The following is a 16,440-nucleotide window of genomic DNA, read 5'->3' as shown; positions in this document are numbered from 1 at the left end:
GTTACACATAGAGGAGAGCAACTTATGACAACAATTAAAGACGTAGCTCAACTGGCTGGCGTATCTGTAGCCACCGTATCCAGGGTCATTAATGATAGAGGTTATGTTCATGCGGACACACGCAAAAAAGTGGAAGATGCAGTGAAGGCGCTTAACTTTTCACCAAATGAAGTGGCCCGCTCATTATATAAACGCAAGTCCAAACTGATTGGCCTGTTGTTGCCGGATATTACGAACCCTTACTTCCCGCAGTTAGCCCGCGGCGTAGAGGACCGGATGCAGGAGCAGGATTACAGACTGATATTTGGAAATAGTGACGAGGATGAACGGAAGGAGCAGGATTACATCCAGACGTTTATCCAGAACAACGTGGTAGGTGTGATCTCTTCAACGAACTACCCTCATTCTTCGATATATGAAAAACTGAAGATTCCCGTTGTGTTTCTGGACAGAACTTCACTGGATCGTCCATCCGTGTATGCGGATGGCAGGGAAGGTGGAAGACTAGCTGCAAGGGAGATTATCAAACGCGGCAGTCGCCGGATCACAGTTATGCAGGGACCGTCACAGATCAGACCCGCTCAGGATCGTTTTGAAGGGGCGATTGAAATCATCCGTGATGCTGGGTTAGACTACCGGGTGATCCAGACGACCTCATTTTCAATTAACGAGGCAGGTGTATGGGCTGAAGAATTATTCAGGAAATATGCGGACACAGACGGGGTCATTGCGAGCAATGACATCGCAGCCATGGCAGTACTGCATGAGGCATCACGAATCGGAAGAAAGGTTCCTGATGACGTACAAGTGATTGGTTTCGATGATATTCCGATGAGCAGCCTGTTATCGCCGGCATTGTCCACCATCCGTCAGCCAGCATACGAGATGGGAAGAGAAGCGGCGGGATTACTTATCCAGCTTGTGGAACAAGCTGCAATAGAGAATAAAAACATACAGTTGCCCGTAAGTTTCATCGAACGGGGCACTACGAGAAAGGTGAGATCAGATGGCTAAAATATGTGTAATTGGAAGCAGTTCAATGGATCTGGTTGTTACTTCGTCAAGACGGCCGGGGGCGGGTGAAACCGTTCTTGGCGATAGCTTCAAAACGGTTCCTGGTGGCAAAGGAGCCAATCAGGCTGTTGCCGCTGCACGACTGGGTGCCGAGGTTGCGATGATCGGTCGGGTAGGCGACGATGCTTTTGGCAAAGATATTGTAGAGAACTTTAGAGCAAATGCTGTAAATACGCAAAATGTGAAACCGGTTACACATTTAGAAAGTGGAACGGCTCATATCATTCTGGCAGAAGGTGATAATAGTATCGTAGTGGTTGAAGCGGCGAATCGGGAAGTCACTCCTGCATATGTCGATGAAGCAGCTGAAGTGATCCGCGATGCAGATATCGTATTAATTCAGCAGGAAATTCCGGAGGAAACGGTTGTGCATGTGAGTGCATTGTGTGCAGAATTCGGAACACCGCTGCTGCTTAATCCCGCTCCGGCGAGAACATTGCCGCAAGAAGTGATCGACAACGCTGCATATATCACGCCGAACGAGCATGAAGCTGAGATTTTGTTTCAGGGCATGAGTCCGGCACAGGCATTACGTCAGTATCCAAACAAGTTGTTCATCACGGAGGGCAGTAAAGGTGTACGGTACTTTGATGGCACTGACGAAATTCTAGTCCCAACTTATAAAGTTGAGGCTGTTGATACTACTGGGGCAGGTGATACGTTCAACGCCGCATTTGCAGTTGCTTTGGCTGAAGGAAAAGCGTTACAAGAGAGTATACGCTTCGCCAATCGGGCTGCATCGTTGTCCGTCACCAAGTTCGGAGCGCAGGGTGGCATGCCGACGCGTGATGAAGTAGAGGAGAGCTTGTAATGAAAAGAAATGGCATGTTGAATAGTCACATTTCCAAGATTTTGTCGGATCTGGGCCATACGGACATGATTGCGATTGCGGATGCAGGTCTGCCGGTACCGGACGGGGTACTCAAAATTGATCTGGCCCTCAAACTGGGAACACCAAGTTTTCGCGAAGTGGTGGAAGCGATCGCTGAAGATATGGTCATTGAGAAAGTCATTGTGGCTGAAGAGATTTGCGAAGGCAATCCCGTAGCCATGCAATTCATCACAGAGAAATTCGGGGTAGAAGCAATCGATGCTTCCGTCAGCCACGAACAATTCAAAGCATTAACACGGCAGGTGAAAGCTGTTATCCGCACAGGTGAAGCCACACCTTATGCCAATTGCATTTTACAATCGGGAGTCCATTTCGGTTAAAGGGAGGTTGCGTAATGCACATTCAGATGCAAGACATTTATAAAGCGTTTGGAACGAATCAGGTGCTGAGCGGAGTGGATTTTGAACTAAAGGATGGTGAAGTTCATGCCCTGATGGGGGAGAATGGAGCCGGCAAATCCACACTGATGAACATCCTGATTGGTCTTCATCAGCGTGATCAGGGAACCATCACCATAGACGGAGAAGAAAACTATTTTGCAAGTCCAAAGGAAGCCGAGAAACTGGGGATCACATTCATACATCAGGAGCTGAACGTATGGCCTGAAATGACGGTGCTGGATAATCTCTTTATTGGTAAGGAACTGACATCATCATTCGGATTGCTCAACACAAGACAAATGAAAGCGCTTGCCAAAGAACAGTTCGCCAAGCTTTCCGTAGACATACCACTGGAACGTCCTGCGGGAGAGTGCTCTGTCGGGCAGCAACAGATGATCGAGATTGCCAAAGCGCTAATGACAGATGCCAAGGTCATCATTATGGATGAACCAACAGCAGCACTTACGGAGCGTGAGATCCAGAAGCTGTTTGGTGTAATCAGCTCGCTGAAGAAGGAAGGCGTATCCATCGTCTATATTTCTCACCGAATGGAGGAGATATTCACGATCTGTGACCGGATCACCATCATGCGTGACGGAAGAACGGTAGACACACAAGCTATTCCGCAGACAAGCTTTGATGAAGTGGTGCGGAAAATGGTAGGTCGTGAACTTACCGAGCGTTATCCTGTCCGGAATCCTTCTTATGGTGAAGTTGTCCTCGAAGTAAGGAATGCAAGTAGCAAAGGTCTATTCGAGAATATTAACTTCACCGTGAGAGCGGGGGAAATACTCGGTTTCTCAGGACTCATGGGTTCTGGACGAACAGAGATCATGAGAACCATCTTTGGTTTGGATACGTTGGATAGCGGTGAAATCTTCATCCGCGGCAAAAAAGCGAACATTCGTAAACCGGCAGATGCAGTGAAACATGGAATCGGGTTTATTACAGAAGACCGCAAGGATGAAGGGCTGGTATTAGACTTCTCTATTCGCGAGAATATGGCGTTGCCAAATCTGTTCAGTTTCTCAAACAAAGGTTTCATCTCAACTTCAAAAGAACAAGACTTCGTAGATACACTGATCAAACGTCTACAGATCAAAACGCAGTCCTCCGAGACGGCGGCAAGGAATCTATCCGGGGGTAACCAGCAGAAGGTAGTTATCGCGAAATGGGTTGGTATCGGACCAAGCGTGCTTATCCTGGATGAACCTACCCGCGGAGTGGATGTCGGGGCGAAGCGCGAAATCTATGAATTGATGAATGAACTGACTGACCGCGGCGTTGCAATCATCATGGTATCGTCGGAGCTACCTGAAGTGATTGGCATGAGTGACCGGATCGCGGTTGTGCATGAGGGACACATCAGTGGCGAGGTTGCAAGGGAAGTAGCAACACAAGAACACATTATGACATTGGCCACAGGGGGACAGTGATATGACAACAATGCAGGAAAACAAAACGGCTAAAAGCGGATTCCGTTTCTCAAACGTGATACAAAAATTGGGACCGCTGCTTGGCTTAATCATTCTTATTCTCATCGTATCGGTGTTGAATCCAAGTTTCTTGGAACCGCTTAATATTTTGAATTTATTGCGTCAAGTCTCGATTAATGCGCTGATTGCCTTTGGTATGACGTTTGTTATCCTGACGGGTGGAATTGATCTGTCGGTCGGCTCAATCCTGGCTTTATCCAGTGCTTTTGTAGCAAATATGATGTTGTCTGGCCTCGATCCGATCTTGTCCATCATTATCGGTGTAGCACTCGGTGGTGTCATGGGTATGGTGAACGGACTGATGATTACCAAAGGTAAAATGGCTCCGTTTATCGCTACACTCGCTACCATGACCATATTCCGGGGACTAACATTGGTGTACACCAATGGTAACCCAATTACAGGCCTCGGGGATAATCTGTTGTTCCAACTGTTTGGCCGCGGTTACCTGCTGGGTATTCCGGTACCTGCAATCACGATGCTGATTACCTTCATGATTCTGTGGATTGTTTTGCATAAAACGGCTTTTGGCCGCAAAACGTACGCCATCGGCGGTAATGAGAAAGCCTCCATTATCTCGGGTATCAAAGTGAATCGCGTGAAAATTATGATCTACTCCCTGACAGGTATGCTCGCTGCTCTGGCAGGTGCAATTCTGACATCGCGATTGAATTCAGCGCAACCAACGGCAGGTACATCCTACGAGCTGGATGCAATCGCAGCAGTTGTATTGGGTGGTACAAGTCTTGCTGGAGGACGTGGACGCATCGTTGGTACACTGATCGGTGTTCTGATTATCGGCGTGTTGAATAATGGATTGAACTTGCTTGAAGTAAACTCATTTTATCAAATGGTTGTAAAAGGTATCGTCATTGCCATTGCCGTCCTGCTGGACCGCAAGAAAACAGCATAAGGAGAGAAGCGAATATGAAAAAGTGGACTGTAACACTCATAAGTATGCTGATGATCATCGTTCTGGCCGGGTGCTCTCTGGAGCCACCGGAATGGGCGAAACCTAACCCAAACAAAAGTAACGGACAGAAGAAAATAGGTTTGTCGATATCTACACTAAACAATCCATTCTTTGTATCACTGAAGGACGGGGTAATGGCTGAAGCCAAAAAACAGGGAATACAGGTCATCGTGGTTGATGCGCAGAACGATTCGGCCAAACAAACCAATGATGTGGATGATCTCATTCAGCAAGGCGTTAGTGCACTGCTAATTAACCCTGCGGACTCTGCAGCGATCTCCACAGCGGTTCAATCCGCTAATAGTGTGGGCATTCCTGTAATCACGCTGGATCGCTCCGCAGATAAAGGCGAAGTGGCGGCACTAGTGGCATCTGATAACGTTAAAGGTGGACGCATGGCAGCTGAATATTTTGTGGAACAACTGGGTGAGGGAGCAAAAGTCATTGAACTTGAGGGTGTACCTGGCGCTTCCGCAACAAGAGAACGGGGTAAAGGTTTCCATGAAGTGGCCGACAAGCAACTTGATGTGGTTTCTAAACAATCTGCTGATTTCGATCGGTCCAAAGGATTAAATGTCATGGAGAACTTGCTACAAGGTAATCCTGACGTACAGGCAGTATTTGCCCATAACGATGAGATGGCACTGGGTGCGATTGAAGCGATTCAAAGCTCAGGTAAAGACATTCCGGTCATCGGATTCGACGGCAATGATGATGCAATCAAATCCATTCAGGATGGGAAATTGACAGCAACAGTCGCTCAGCAGCCTATACTGATTGGCCAACTGGCGCTGCAAGCAGCTCTGGATGTGCTCAGTGGCAAGCAGGTGGAGTCATCGATTCCTGCTGAATTGAAGCTGGTAACGAAGGAAAATGTGAATGAGTAAATCATCATAAAACATGTATCTTCTTGGACATGAACAAAGAACTAAACCAAGCCGCTAATTTAGCGGCTTTTTTCATTTTGGAAGAAGCGTGCGGGCATCACATCAATCAGATTATTGACTTTTAAAAGCATATTAAAGGAACCCCAATTGTATTAATATCCACTTTTTCTTTTTGGACTGCTCCAAAAGAGCATTTATGGATATGTATATCCAATCCATGCGTTGCTATACTAGCATGACGTTCTACACAGTCTTCACAATACATAAGGAGGAGCTAATCTCATTGATTCATTCCTGTTTGGAATAGAAAGAAGGTGGCTGACATGAAACATCTAGTAGAAGAAAATCTTCAAGCTGTAAGACAGCAAATGGCATTGGCCTGCCAGGCTTCAGGTCGCAACATAGAGGACATCAAGTTGTTGCTCGCGACCAAAACGGTACCGCTAGAGAAATTACAAATAGCTATTCAAGCAGGTGAGGTCCTGTTTGGAGAAAACAAAGCTCAAGAACTCCGAGACAAATTCCCACTCATGGAACAAAGCAAGCAGGTGGAATGGCATTTTATCGGACATCTGCAAACAAATAAAGTAAAGGACGTAGTTAAATATGTTACTCTCATCCATTCCGTAGATCGTCTGAAACTGGGTCAAGCGTTACATAACCAGCTTCTCAAAGAGAATAAGACCTTAGACATTCTTGTGCAAATTAATACGTCCTACGAAGAAAGTAAATTTGGTGCCTCTCCAGAAACAGCCGTTGAGCTTGTAGAACAGTTGTCTCAATTCGAGACATTAAACGTGAAAGGTTTAATGACCATTGGAAAACTGAATGCGACGAACGAAGAAACACGACATTGTTTTCGATTGTTAAACCAGATCCGTACACAGATTAAAGAGAAAAATATTCCACGCGTAGAAATGGATATTTTATCGATGGGTATGTCTGGTGACTTCCAAGTCGCCATTGAAGAAGGAGCTACAATGATACGTGTAGGGACAAGTGTATTTGGTCAACGCTATTTACCGGACGAGTATTACTGGAATGAAAACACACGCATCGATGATTAAGTGAGAGGTAGTGTTAAATATGAAGACAGCATCCCCTTCGTTACGCGGCCGTGATTTGATATCGCCGGTGATCGCCGCTTTAATATCCGTAATTGTTAATTACGGGGGTACGTTTATCCTTGTTTTTCAAGCTGCAAAAGTCGCTGGTTTAAGCCCGGAAATGACCGCTTCCTGGATTTGGTCCATCTCGATTGGGGTAGGCGTAACAGGGATTTGGCTCAGTTATCGATACAAGGAACCGATTATTACAGCCTGGTCTACACCGGGTGTGGCGTTTCTCGTTTCAGCATTAGCGGTAACCCCTTATCCAGAAGCTATTGGCGCTTACATGATTTCAGCAGTCGGATTTATTATTTTAGGTTTGTCAGGCATGTTTGAACGTTTCGTTCGACTTATTCCCCCAGGCATCGCTTCCGGATTGTTAGCCGGTATTTTACTACAGTTTGGTATTTCGGCCTTTGGAGGGGCGAAGGTAGATCCTTTGCTTGTGATTGTACTGTTTGCAGGCTATATCGTGCTAAGAAGGTTTACTTCCCGTTACGCCATTGTTGGCATATTGGCAATCGGTTTGATTTATTTGATTTGCATGGGGAAAACAGACTTCAGTACAATCCAATTGGCTGTAGCATCGCCTGTATTTGTTGTTCCAGCATTTTCGTTAAATGCTTTACTTGGCGTTGCGCTACCGCTGTTCATTATTACCTTGACAGGGCAGTATATGCCTGGAATGCTTGTTCTGCGTAATGATGGATTCAAGACAAGTGCCAATCCTATTTTAGCTGTAACAGGTTTGGGTTCGCTTCTTGCAGCCCCATTCGGATCACATGCTTTTAATGTGGCAGCTATTACAGCAGCGATTTGTACAGGAAAGGATGCACATGAGGATTCAACCAAACGTTATATTGCAGGTATTGCTTGTGGTGTTTTTTATATTTTTGTCGGCATTTTTGGCGTAACATTGGCTGCTCTGTTTTTGATTCTTCCTGCTACCTTTATTGCAACATTAGCGGGATTAGCCTTACTTGGAACGATCGGTGGCAGTCTTGCCAATGCATTAACGGACCCTAAGGGACGTGAAACTGCATTGATTACGTTTTTGGCGACAGCAGCGAATGTGACTTTGCTTGGTGTGGGTGGTGCATTTTGGGGACTGTTTGCAGGAATGATGGCACATCTACTGATGAATAGTAAATTTCCCAAAAAACAACTTGGAACGAATAAATAACCGTAATATGGAGAGGAAGATGTTCATGAAACATTTGGAGAAGCAAGATAAAGTAATAGGAATGGCTGTCCAGCAAGAGCTTGGAAGGCAGCGGGATACGATAGAACTGATTGCATCAGAGAATTTTGTAAGTCAAGCTGTGATGGAAGCAACAGGTTCGGTATTGACCAATAAATATGCGGAGGGGTATCCGGGCAGAAGATATTATGGCGGGTGTGAGCATGTCGATACAGTCGAAGAGATAGCAAATAGCCGCCTTAAAGCACTTTTTGGCGCTGAACATGCGAATGTGCAGCCTCACTCCGGTTCTCAGGCCAACATGGCAGTATATTTTGCCTCGGTTGAGATTGGGGACACAATACTTGGCATGAATCTATCCCAGGGTGGTCATCTAACCCACGGAAGTACTGTTAATTTTTCAGGTAGGTTTTACAATTTTGTTTCATATGGTGTCGATGCACAGACGGGCCGCATTGACTTTGACGAAGTACGTAAACTTGCTTATAAGTATCGTCCACGCATGATTGTTGCAGGTGGAAGTGCATACCCGCGGACCATTGAGTTTGAATTATTTGCCCAGATTGCCGCCGAAGTGGGAGCTCTTTTCTTTGTAGATATGGCGCATATAGCAGGAATTGTTGCGGCAGGTTTGCATCCTAACCCGGTACCACATGCCCATTTTGTTTCAACCACCACACACAAGACCTTACGAGGACCACGAGGGGGAGCCATTTTGTGCCGGGAGTCCTGGGCAAAGGCGATAGACAAAGCTGTATTCCCGGGGACTCAGGGCGGGCCATTCATGCACGTTATCGCGGGGAAAGCGGTGGCATTAGGCGAGGCATTGCAAACCGAGTTCACAACATATATTGAAGGTGTTCTGAATAACGCCAACGTATTGGCAGAAACTTTAATGAATGAAGGACTTACCCTTGTATCGGGAGGAACAGATAATCATATCGTGTTGGTTGACTTACGAACTATGGGCCTTACAGGCAAAGAAGCCGAAGCTTTACTGGATGAAGTAGGGATTACGGCGAATAAAAATGCAATTCCTCACGATACGGCAAGTCCTTTGGTTACAAGCGGTATTCGTTTTGGAACTCCGGCTATGACTTCAAGAGGGCTTGGAGCCAGGGAAATGAAAGAAATTGCTCAGCTGATAGGGCTTGCTTTTAAAAATCCAAAGAACTCGGATGTGAAAAATCAAATATTAGGTAGTGTCCGTGAAATCACTTCGCAATTTCCTCTATATGAAGGGCTTAAATAGCTTAACAGCAGACACAAATAGAGCCTGCAATTGTTCTTAATGGATAACAATTGCAGGCTCGTAATGTGCTTGTTTATATTGAAACTTAAGACAGCCCTAGTAGGCTATACCTACACGAGACTGTACATACTCATCAGACATTAATTGGTGATAAGCAAACTCCGCAGTATCGATTACAGATATAGAAGTTCCACCGTCAGGCAAATAGTCGCGCTCAACCCGGTACTTACCAAGAGATTCTCCATCAAATAAGTAGGTAGGACACACGATGGTCCATTCTAACTTTGAAGCTTTGAGAATGTTGTACATCTCCAGATGCTCTTCAGCTGCTCGCGTGGACTTACGTTTGGACTCAGGGGATTGAAAACGAAGCAAGCCAGGATCCGTTCGACTTTCCAATATTCCTGCGGTACCAATGGTAATGATTCTTTTGATACGCTCCTGAGCCATAGCCTCAACAATATGTCCCATGGATTGCGATAATGTAGTCGTTCCATCGGTACTTAAGGAACTAACAACGAGATCCACACCCTGTATGGCGTGATGAATATCCTCTTTGACTAAAGCGTTTCCTTGATGTAGAACGAAATTGTCATCGTTGATTTGTACCTTTTCCGGGCTTCTAACCAGTGCAGTTACATGATGATTGGAACGTAGGGCATTGGAGACGAAATGACCTCCAACCCGTCCGGTGGCTCCTAACACTAAAATTTTCATTACAAAAAACATCCTTTCGAATCCGATTGCAGAGCATGTTCTCCATCATAATACAATCTTTGCAAGCCGATGTATGCCTTCCTCAATCTGCTCCTCATCCACTTTCGCAAAACCTAATATCCATCCTTTTCGATGACTCTCCAAGCAATATCTACTAAGCGGATACACGCGTACACCTTGATCAAGAGCAGCATTTGTCAGCGCTTCTTCATCAAATGACGTTTCAGATTCTAGAAGCATATGTAATCCCGTTTCCACACCACTTAATGTAAATCGTGAGCCTAGCCCAGAAGCAACAATGGCTTTGGTCATGACTTCGTGTCTGCGTCGATATATGTTCCGAACTCTTCTCATATGGCGCATAAAATGACCACGCTCAATAAAGTGAGTTAGCGTTAATTGTTCCATAATCGGCAGATGACGATAGGTTAATTCATGAACTTGGGTAAGGCGATCGATGGCTATTTTGGGGCCGATGATAGCGGATAGTCGAATGCCTGGTGCAACCATTTTGGAAAAACTCATCATATAAAGCGTATTCTGAGGTTGTTGACTAAATATAGTTGGAAGCGGATCTCCACGGTACCTAAATTCGCTATCGTAGTCATCCTCAACAATCCAATATCGATGATGAGCTGCCAAGTGCATCAATTGTTGCCTGCGTGGCTCCGACATAATAACACCAACGGCGCATTGATGAGAAGGTGTGACAAATACGAGTTTTGTCTGTGGGTGAATATGATCTACACATAATCCATACTCATCGACTGGAACGGGATCGACTTGCATCCGGCGGTATTTCATCGCCATCCAAGCAGCAGGGAAGCCGGGATCTTCTACGGAAACTGTGTCTCCCTCACTTAAAAGTGCCTGGGCAATTAAATCAATGCTATGTTGTGCACCTGAGGTTAACAAGATTTGATCAACATCGATATGAATGCCTCGTTCAAGTGATAAATAACGTTGAATCTGCTCTCTTAACGCCAGTAACCCTCTGGCATCGCCATAAGCCCATATATCCAAATTAGGTTCAGCGGAAGCTTGTAAAAAGGATTGCCTCCAGGCTTTTGTGAAACTTTCATCCAGATAAGGCTCGTGGGGATTAAAATCAATTTCTATTTTCCGATTGTCTCTATTGCCAAACCAACTATGCAGATGACCAATCGATTCGTTTAGTGTAGGCAAATCGGGCGGAATAGGCCCTTTCATCGTGATGCCTTCTGATGAACGAGGTGCATATGTCCAATCACTAACTCTTGTCCCGGCTCGTCGGGAGGTTACCGTATACCCTCGACTGAACAATTCCTCGTACACAATCTGTATGGTTGAGCGTGAAACACCAATTAATTGAGCAAGTTCACGTGAGGGGAGTAGCAATTCTCCTGGTTGCCATTTCCCGGTTGTGATATTATGAATCGCTTGATCCAAAAGTTGCTGCCAGATCGGGCGTTGGTCATTCCGATTAACTTTTAGCATTGCTTCAACTCCATTACTCATGCTGAATTATGGACTGCATTTATTTATGTACTTAGCCATGTTATTGGCACTCCATTGATTGATATACCATTATAGCAAAAGTTTAATTTGCAAACAAAACAAAGCTGAACTAAAGCGATTTTTACCGTGTGTCGAACCTATTTGGGTTGGTCCTGCTTGGTTCATACTCGATTCATATTCAAGCCACAGACAGTTCATCTTCTTCGGTTACACTACGGGAGTACGAACACAGAGATTCCTAATCCATAGACTAGACAGGAGAAGATGAGATTGACACGAAAGAAACGAACGTCTATCGCCGCCATAACTTTGGTGTTTGCAATGATGTCCCCAATGTCGGCCATGGCCACACCCGCTACCAGTAACGGTAGTAGCTCTACGTATGATCTAACTAAAAAGGCAGTAAGTGCAAAAGCCAAGGTACTCACTGAATCATACGCTACGACAAGTGTGCAGTACGCACTGATGGATGAGGGTGAGATTGTGATCTCCGGTCAGGCAGGCAAAAGCGACCTGAAAAACAACATCCCGCTTTCTTCAGATACCATGTATGGCATTGGTTCAACCAGCAAAATGATGCTCACAACCGCCGTAATGAAGCTAGTGGACCAGGGCAAGATCGATCTTGATGAGCCTGTCGTGAAGTATATTCCGGACTTTAAAATGAAAGACAAGCGTTACCAACAGATTACACCACGCATGTTACTGAATCATTCATCCGGACTTCTAGGAACGTCAAGTAACAGTGCAATACTGTTTGGAGATAATGATACCTATGCACATGATACGTTACTGGAACAATTGGCGACGCAACATCTGAAGGCCGATCCTGGCGCATACTCAGTGTATAGTAATGACGGTTTTACATTAGCTGAAATTCTGGTTGAGCGGGTCAGCGGCATGGACTTCACAACTTTCATGCACCGGTACATAACTGAACCCCTGGGTATGGAGCATACCAAAACACCGCAGGATGTTGTGGACTTCAGCCAGATGGCAGCAACATATGCCCCTTCGGATGAGGAGCAACTCCCATTAGAGACTACAAATATGATTGCCTCGGGAGGCATCTATTCCACCGCTGAAGATCTGATTCAGTTCTCGAAAATCTTTACAGGTGAGGTTGAAGGTGTTCTTTCGGAGGAATCCGTAGAGGCCATGGAGCAAGAAGAATACAAGAGAGGCATGTGGCCAGAAGAAGGCGATTCTTCTATTGGTTACGGCTTAGGCTGGGACAGCGTGAACCTGTTTCCTTTTAATGATTATGGCATCCAGGCAGTAAGCAAAGGTGGCAATACAATAACCTATCATTCCTCATTGATTGTACTTCCGGAGTATAATATGGCTGCTGCCGTAACCTCTTCCGGTGGTCATAGCTCAACGGATCAATTGCTGGCAACTGAGCTGTTGCTTGGCGCGCTTGAGGAGAAGAATATCATTCCTGAGCGTAAGCCGGAGAAGTCACATGATGCACCGGTGAAAACAACCATGCCGAAGGAACTTACACAGCACACAGGCATGTACGCGGGTGGGGCAAACATGTTAATGAAGATGGACGTAAAAGATGATGGGCAATTAACGCTATCTAATCTGTCGACTCCTAACAGTCCTGATCAGACCTATACGTACACCCCTGATGGCTCATTTGTTAATGATGCGGCTACGGAAAAGCTGAAGTTCGTTCAGGAAGTCAACGGGAACACATATTTGTGGTCTCGCTCGTATCAGTCTGTTCCTGGGCTTGGGCAAGTTGCTTCTTCTGAATTTAAGGCAGAAAAGCTTGAAACCAATGAATTATCGGAAGAAGTAAAGGCCGCATGGCAGAAACGGGAAGGCAAAGCCTACGTGTTGGTCAATGAAAAATACACATCCACACTGTACAACGCAGCAATGCCGATGATTCCCATTCATACTGTTAATGAGCTACCAGGTTATGTCTACACGAATAAAATCGTTGGAGCTAACCAAGCTGTGAACCAATTGCAAATTCCTGGATTGGCGGGCCGTGACACGATGGAGTTTAATTTCTATGAGGAAAATGGCGTGGAATATGTTACAGCTGGAGGCAACGTTTATGCTGCTCAAGACATCATCAAACCGATCTATGCAGGAAAACAATCAAAGACAACGATTCAGGCGAATGGTCATGCCACATGGTATTCGATTCCAGCATCAGCTGCAGGTAAAGAAATGAAGGTCAAGATGTCTGCAAACAGCGCATTTGCTGTATATAACCAAGCTGGCATAGGCATTAATCATACAGTGGTCAGTGGACAAAACGAAATTGTGTTGCCTGAGAACGGAACTATTGTATTCGCGGGTGAAGCTGGTTCGAAGTTCGAGATTGTATTGACAACCAGAGCAAATTAATAGATTATAAAAAACTGTACAATAAAAAGTCGCGGAAATCGCGGCTTTTTTGAGTTTTAAATTTTAAATAATACGTTTTAAAGTAAATGTAACTTTTTTCAGATTCACAATGTAATATTGGGTTTCGCGAAGCTTACTTAAAGGGTAAGTATTAAAAGGACTTTTACTGGTTGGAAAAAAATGATGGAGGAAAATGTTGCAAGTGGAAAGGCAAAGCATTGATTGTTAATATACAGTAAATAATAACAATCAAATGGGCAGAAGATCGACAATAAGCATAACCGTAATACCGATTCCAAAGAAAATAATGATTATTCGGACATTACCGAGACGGGGAGGACACATGAAAACAACGAAGATCTCATTTTTTATACTTTCACTGATGCTGCTCCTGGTGAGCGGTCTATCAGGATGGGTAGGGAACGCTGCCGCAGCGTCCGATTCCGGTAAAACCTATGTTATCGGAACTGATGTCACATTTGCTCCATTCGAATATGAAGATGAGAATGGTGATTTTGTTGGTATCGACATGGATTTGCTGGATGCCATCGCCAAAGATCAAAATTTCAAGTATCAAATCAAATCCCTGGGATTTAACGCAGCTGTACAGGCACTTGAGGCGAATCAAGTCGATGGTGTGATCGCAGGGATGAGTATTACGGATGAGCGAAAAGCGAAATTTGATTTTTCAGAGCCATATTATGATTCAGGCGTTGTTATGGGGATTAGTTCCAATAATGATACCATTAAAAGTTACGAAGATCTTCGTGGTAAAAAGGTCGCTGTAAAAACGGGAACAGAAGGGTACAGCTTTGCTGAGTCCATCGCCTCAAAATATGGCTTTACCGTTGTCCCATTCGATGAATCATATCAAATGTATGATGATGTAAAGACCGGTAACTCGGTGGCCTGTTTTGAAGATGAACCCGTTCTAAGATATGGGGTAAAGCAGAATAATGGTTTGAAAATCGTTACCGCCAAAGAAGACGGAGCTTCCTACGGATTTGCGGTAAGTAAGGGTAAAAATCAGGAACTTCTGGAGATGTTTAATGCTGGTCTTGTGAATATCAAAGCAAACGGTGAGTACAAGCGCATTATCGAAGAATATGTTGGAGAGAATTCCCAAGTCGCAAATCTGGGGCGTTGGGAGTTAATACAGAAATCTCTTCCTGCACTTTTTAAAGGTCTGGGAAAAACACTTTTATACACGATTGTATCCCTGTTATTTGCGTTTATCATCGGTCTGATTTTCGGATTCATGAAGGTGGGACAGAACAAATTCCTTCGTGGTGTTGCCACTGTATTTGTAGATATCTTCCGCGGTATTCCGCTGATTGTCCTGGCATTCTTTATCTATTTCGGGATTCCACAGGCGATGGGCTTCACGATGCCATTGTTCCTGGCGGCTATTCTGACACTTAGTCTGAATGCAGGGGCGTACGTAACCGAGATTATCCGAGGCGGGATTCAATCGATTGATCGTGGTCAGATGGAGGCAGCTCGTTCATTGGGACTTCCTTATCGCAAAGCGATGATAAAGATTGTCATTCCGCAGGCAGTGCGGGTTATGATTCCTTCCTTCATTAACCAGATGGTTATCACGTTGAAGGATACGTCAATCTTGTCCGTTATTGGTCTCGTAGAGTTGACACAATCGGGTAAAATCGTTATTGCAAGAACGTTCTCCTCTTTTGACATATGGTTAACGGTTGCGGTTATGTACCTGATTGTCATTATCACATTGACCAAAATTGCTGATTATCTGGAGGTGAAGGTTCGTCGTGGCTAAAATAAAAGTTGAAGGTTTGAAAAAAAGTTTCGGCTCGAATCAGGTCCTCAAGGGAATTGATGTGGCGGTCAACGAAGGAGAAGTTGTCTGTGTCATCGGGCCTTCCGGTTCGGGAAAAAGTACCTTCTTGCGCTGCATTAACCAATTAGATGTGATTACGGCAGGCCGGGTTATCGTGGATGATCAGGACCTGAATGACCCTAAAACCAACCTGAACAAAGCTCGCGAAAATATTGGCATGGTATTTCAACATTTTAACTTGTTCCCTCATTTTAGTGTGCTTAAAAACATCATGTTTGCGCCCAGAGAACTCGGGATATTAAATGCACAGCAGGCTCGTGATACAGCACTCAAATTACTTGAGCGTGTGGGTCTGTCTGATAAAGCAGAGAGTTTCCCAACACAACTGTCAGGTGGACAAAAACAACGTGTAGCTATCGCTCGTGCGCTTGCCATGAATCCGGATGTTATGTTATTTGATGAACCGACGTCGGCGCTTGACCCTGAGATGGTAGGAGAAGTTCTCGGTGTTATGAAGGACCTCGCGAGCGAAGGCATGACGATGATGATTGTTACCCATGAGATGGGTTTTGCTCGTGAAGTAGCTGATCGTGTGATCTTCATGGACGGTGGTTATATTGTCGAGCAGGGCACTCCTGAAGAGATATTTGGAAATCCGAAGAATGAACGGACGATCAGCTTTTTGGAGAAGGTACTCTAGAACTGAATCGAGAGTGAACACATTGAAAGTCGCTATTTAAGCGGCTTTTTTTGTTATATTTATGAGGTGATTTAATAGAAAG

General features: G+C 45.0%; 14 protein-coding genes. 12 read left to right on the top strand and 2 right to left on the bottom strand.

Annotation, left to right across the window (positions count from 1 at the left end; translation table 11 throughout):
* Positions 1 to 24: 24 nt before the first annotated feature.
* The 9 genes from MHB71_RS10315 to glyA all read left to right on the top strand — a co-directional run bounded on the left by MHB71_RS10315 (position 25) and on the right by glyA (position 9,264).
* Positions 25 to 1,014 (top strand): LacI family DNA-binding transcriptional regulator, encoded by a 990-nt coding sequence (locus tag MHB71_RS10315; RefSeq protein WP_036615983.1) that lies wholly within the window; start codon positions 25 to 27, stop codon positions 1,012 to 1,014.
* Positions 1,007 to 1,885, top strand: coding sequence for a ribokinase (gene rbsK, locus MHB71_RS10310; protein ID WP_036615980.1), 879 nt, complete (start codon positions 1,007 to 1,009; stop codon positions 1,883 to 1,885). The genes MHB71_RS10315 and rbsK overlap by 8 nt, the downstream gene beginning before the upstream one ends.
* The gene (gene rbsD, locus MHB71_RS10305; protein ID WP_017688515.1) at positions 1,885 to 2,286 is read left to right on the top strand and encodes a D-ribose pyranase; all 402 of its coding nucleotides are present in this window, start codon (positions 1,885 to 1,887) and stop codon (positions 2,284 to 2,286) included. The genes rbsK and rbsD overlap by 1 nt, the downstream gene beginning before the upstream one ends.
* Before the next feature lie 14 nt (positions 2,287 to 2,300).
* Positions 2,301 to 3,782 carry a sugar ABC transporter ATP-binding protein gene (locus MHB71_RS10300; RefSeq protein ID WP_340029500.1) on the top strand — a complete coding sequence of 494 codons (1,482 nt, stop codon included), beginning with the start codon at positions 2,301 to 2,303 and terminating at the stop codon, positions 3,780 to 3,782.
* 1 nt (position 3,783) lies between these two features.
* On the top strand, positions 3,784 to 4,755 hold the full coding sequence (rbsC, locus tag MHB71_RS10295) for a ribose ABC transporter permease (protein ID WP_036615973.1): 972 nt from the start codon (positions 3,784 to 3,786) through the stop codon (positions 4,753 to 4,755).
* 14 nt (positions 4,756 to 4,769) lie between these two features.
* Positions 4,770 to 5,702, top strand: coding sequence for a ribose ABC transporter substrate-binding protein RbsB (gene rbsB / locus MHB71_RS10290; protein ID WP_036615972.1), 933 nt, complete (start codon positions 4,770 to 4,772; stop codon positions 5,700 to 5,702).
* Positions 5,703 to 6,025: 323 nt separating this feature from the next.
* Positions 6,026 to 6,769, top strand: a complete 744-nt coding sequence (locus MHB71_RS10285; protein WP_076212076.1) for a YggS family pyridoxal phosphate-dependent enzyme — start codon at positions 6,026 to 6,028, stop codon at positions 6,767 to 6,769.
* A 19-nt stretch (positions 6,770 to 6,788) separates the two neighbouring features.
* Complete coding sequence (locus tag MHB71_RS10280; protein ID WP_101313745.1) at positions 6,789 to 7,994, top strand: benzoate/H(+) symporter BenE family transporter; 1,206 nt, start codon at positions 6,789 to 6,791, stop codon at positions 7,992 to 7,994.
* A gap of 25 nt (positions 7,995 to 8,019) precedes the next feature.
* Positions 8,020 to 9,264, top strand: a complete 1,245-nt coding sequence (gene glyA, locus MHB71_RS10275; RefSeq protein WP_340029499.1) for a serine hydroxymethyltransferase — start codon at positions 8,020 to 8,022, stop codon at positions 9,262 to 9,264.
* A gap of 96 nt (positions 9,265 to 9,360) precedes the next feature.
* Here glyA and MHB71_RS10270 read toward each other — a convergent pair whose 3' ends face one another.
* Both MHB71_RS10270 and MHB71_RS10265 read right to left on the bottom strand, forming a co-directional pair.
* Complete coding sequence (locus MHB71_RS10270; protein ID WP_340029498.1) at positions 9,361 to 9,981, bottom strand: SDR family oxidoreductase; 621 nt, start codon at positions 9,979 to 9,981, stop codon at positions 9,361 to 9,363.
* A 45-nt stretch (positions 9,982 to 10,026) separates the two neighbouring features.
* Positions 10,027 to 11,457, bottom strand: coding sequence for a PLP-dependent aminotransferase family protein (locus MHB71_RS10265; protein ID WP_340029497.1), 1,431 nt, complete (start codon positions 11,455 to 11,457; stop codon positions 10,027 to 10,029).
* A gap of 285 nt (positions 11,458 to 11,742) precedes the next feature.
* Here MHB71_RS10265 and MHB71_RS10260 point away from each other — a divergent pair, with 285 nt between their 5' ends.
* The 3 genes from MHB71_RS10260 (at position 11,743) to MHB71_RS10250 (ending at position 16,358) form a co-directional block, all read left to right on the top strand.
* Positions 11,743 to 13,848, top strand: a complete 2,106-nt coding sequence (locus MHB71_RS10260) for a serine hydrolase domain-containing protein (protein WP_340029496.1) — start codon at positions 11,743 to 11,745, stop codon at positions 13,846 to 13,848.
* Positions 13,849 to 14,191: 343 nt separating this feature from the next.
* Positions 14,192 to 15,637, top strand: coding sequence for an amino acid ABC transporter substrate-binding protein/permease (locus MHB71_RS10255; RefSeq protein WP_338708819.1), 1,446 nt, complete (start codon positions 14,192 to 14,194; stop codon positions 15,635 to 15,637).
* Entirely contained in the window at positions 15,630 to 16,358 is a 729-nt protein-coding gene (locus tag MHB71_RS10250; RefSeq protein ID WP_036615952.1) for an amino acid ABC transporter ATP-binding protein, read from the top strand. Before MHB71_RS10255 ends, MHB71_RS10250 begins: the two co-directional genes overlap by 8 nt.
* Positions 16,359 to 16,440 lie beyond the last annotated feature (82 nt).

The organism is Paenibacillus sp. FSL H7-0940 (genome assembly GCF_037979415.1).
Lineage (GTDB): Bacteria > Bacillota > Bacilli > Paenibacillales > Paenibacillaceae > Paenibacillus > Paenibacillus amylolyticus.
Note: the sequence above shows the minus strand (reverse complement) of the source record. Positions and strands in the feature narration are given on the sequence as shown.

Bases quoted from the DNA above. Each gene is read 5' to 3' on its own strand.
- MHB71_RS10270 (WP_340029498.1), bottom strand. From the start codon at position 9,981: ATGAAAATTTTAGTGTTAGGAGCCACCGGACGGGTTGGAGGTCATTTC.
- MHB71_RS10300 (WP_340029500.1), top strand. From the start codon at position 2,301: ATGCACATTCAGATGCAAGACATTTATAAAGCGTTTGGAACGAATCAG.
- MHB71_RS10280 (WP_101313745.1), top strand. From the start codon at position 6,789: ATGAAGACAGCATCCCCTTCGTTACGCGGCCGTGATTTGATATCGCCG.
- rbsK (WP_036615980.1), top strand. From the start codon at position 1,007: ATGGCTAAAATATGTGTAATTGGAAGCAGTTCAATGGATCTGGTTGTT.
- rbsD (WP_017688515.1), top strand. From the start codon at position 1,885: ATGAAAAGAAATGGCATGTTGAATAGTCACATTTCCAAGATTTTGTCG.
- MHB71_RS10315 (WP_036615983.1), top strand. From the start codon at position 25: ATGACAACAATTAAAGACGTAGCTCAACTGGCTGGCGTATCTGTAGCC.
- MHB71_RS10260 (WP_340029496.1), top strand. From the start codon at position 11,743: ATGAGATTGACACGAAAGAAACGAACGTCTATCGCCGCCATAACTTTG.
- glyA (WP_340029499.1), top strand. From the start codon at position 8,020: ATGAAACATTTGGAGAAGCAAGATAAAGTAATAGGAATGGCTGTCCAG.
- MHB71_RS10255 (WP_338708819.1), top strand. From the start codon at position 14,192: ATGAAAACAACGAAGATCTCATTTTTTATACTTTCACTGATGCTGCTC.
- rbsB (WP_036615972.1), top strand. From the start codon at position 4,770: ATGAAAAAGTGGACTGTAACACTCATAAGTATGCTGATGATCATCGTT.
- MHB71_RS10285 (WP_076212076.1), top strand. From the start codon at position 6,026: ATGAAACATCTAGTAGAAGAAAATCTTCAAGCTGTAAGACAGCAAATG.
- rbsC (WP_036615973.1), top strand. From the start codon at position 3,784: ATGACAACAATGCAGGAAAACAAAACGGCTAAAAGCGGATTCCGTTTC.
- MHB71_RS10265 (WP_340029497.1), bottom strand. From the start codon at position 11,457: ATGCTAAAAGTTAATCGGAATGACCAACGCCCGATCTGGCAGCAACTT.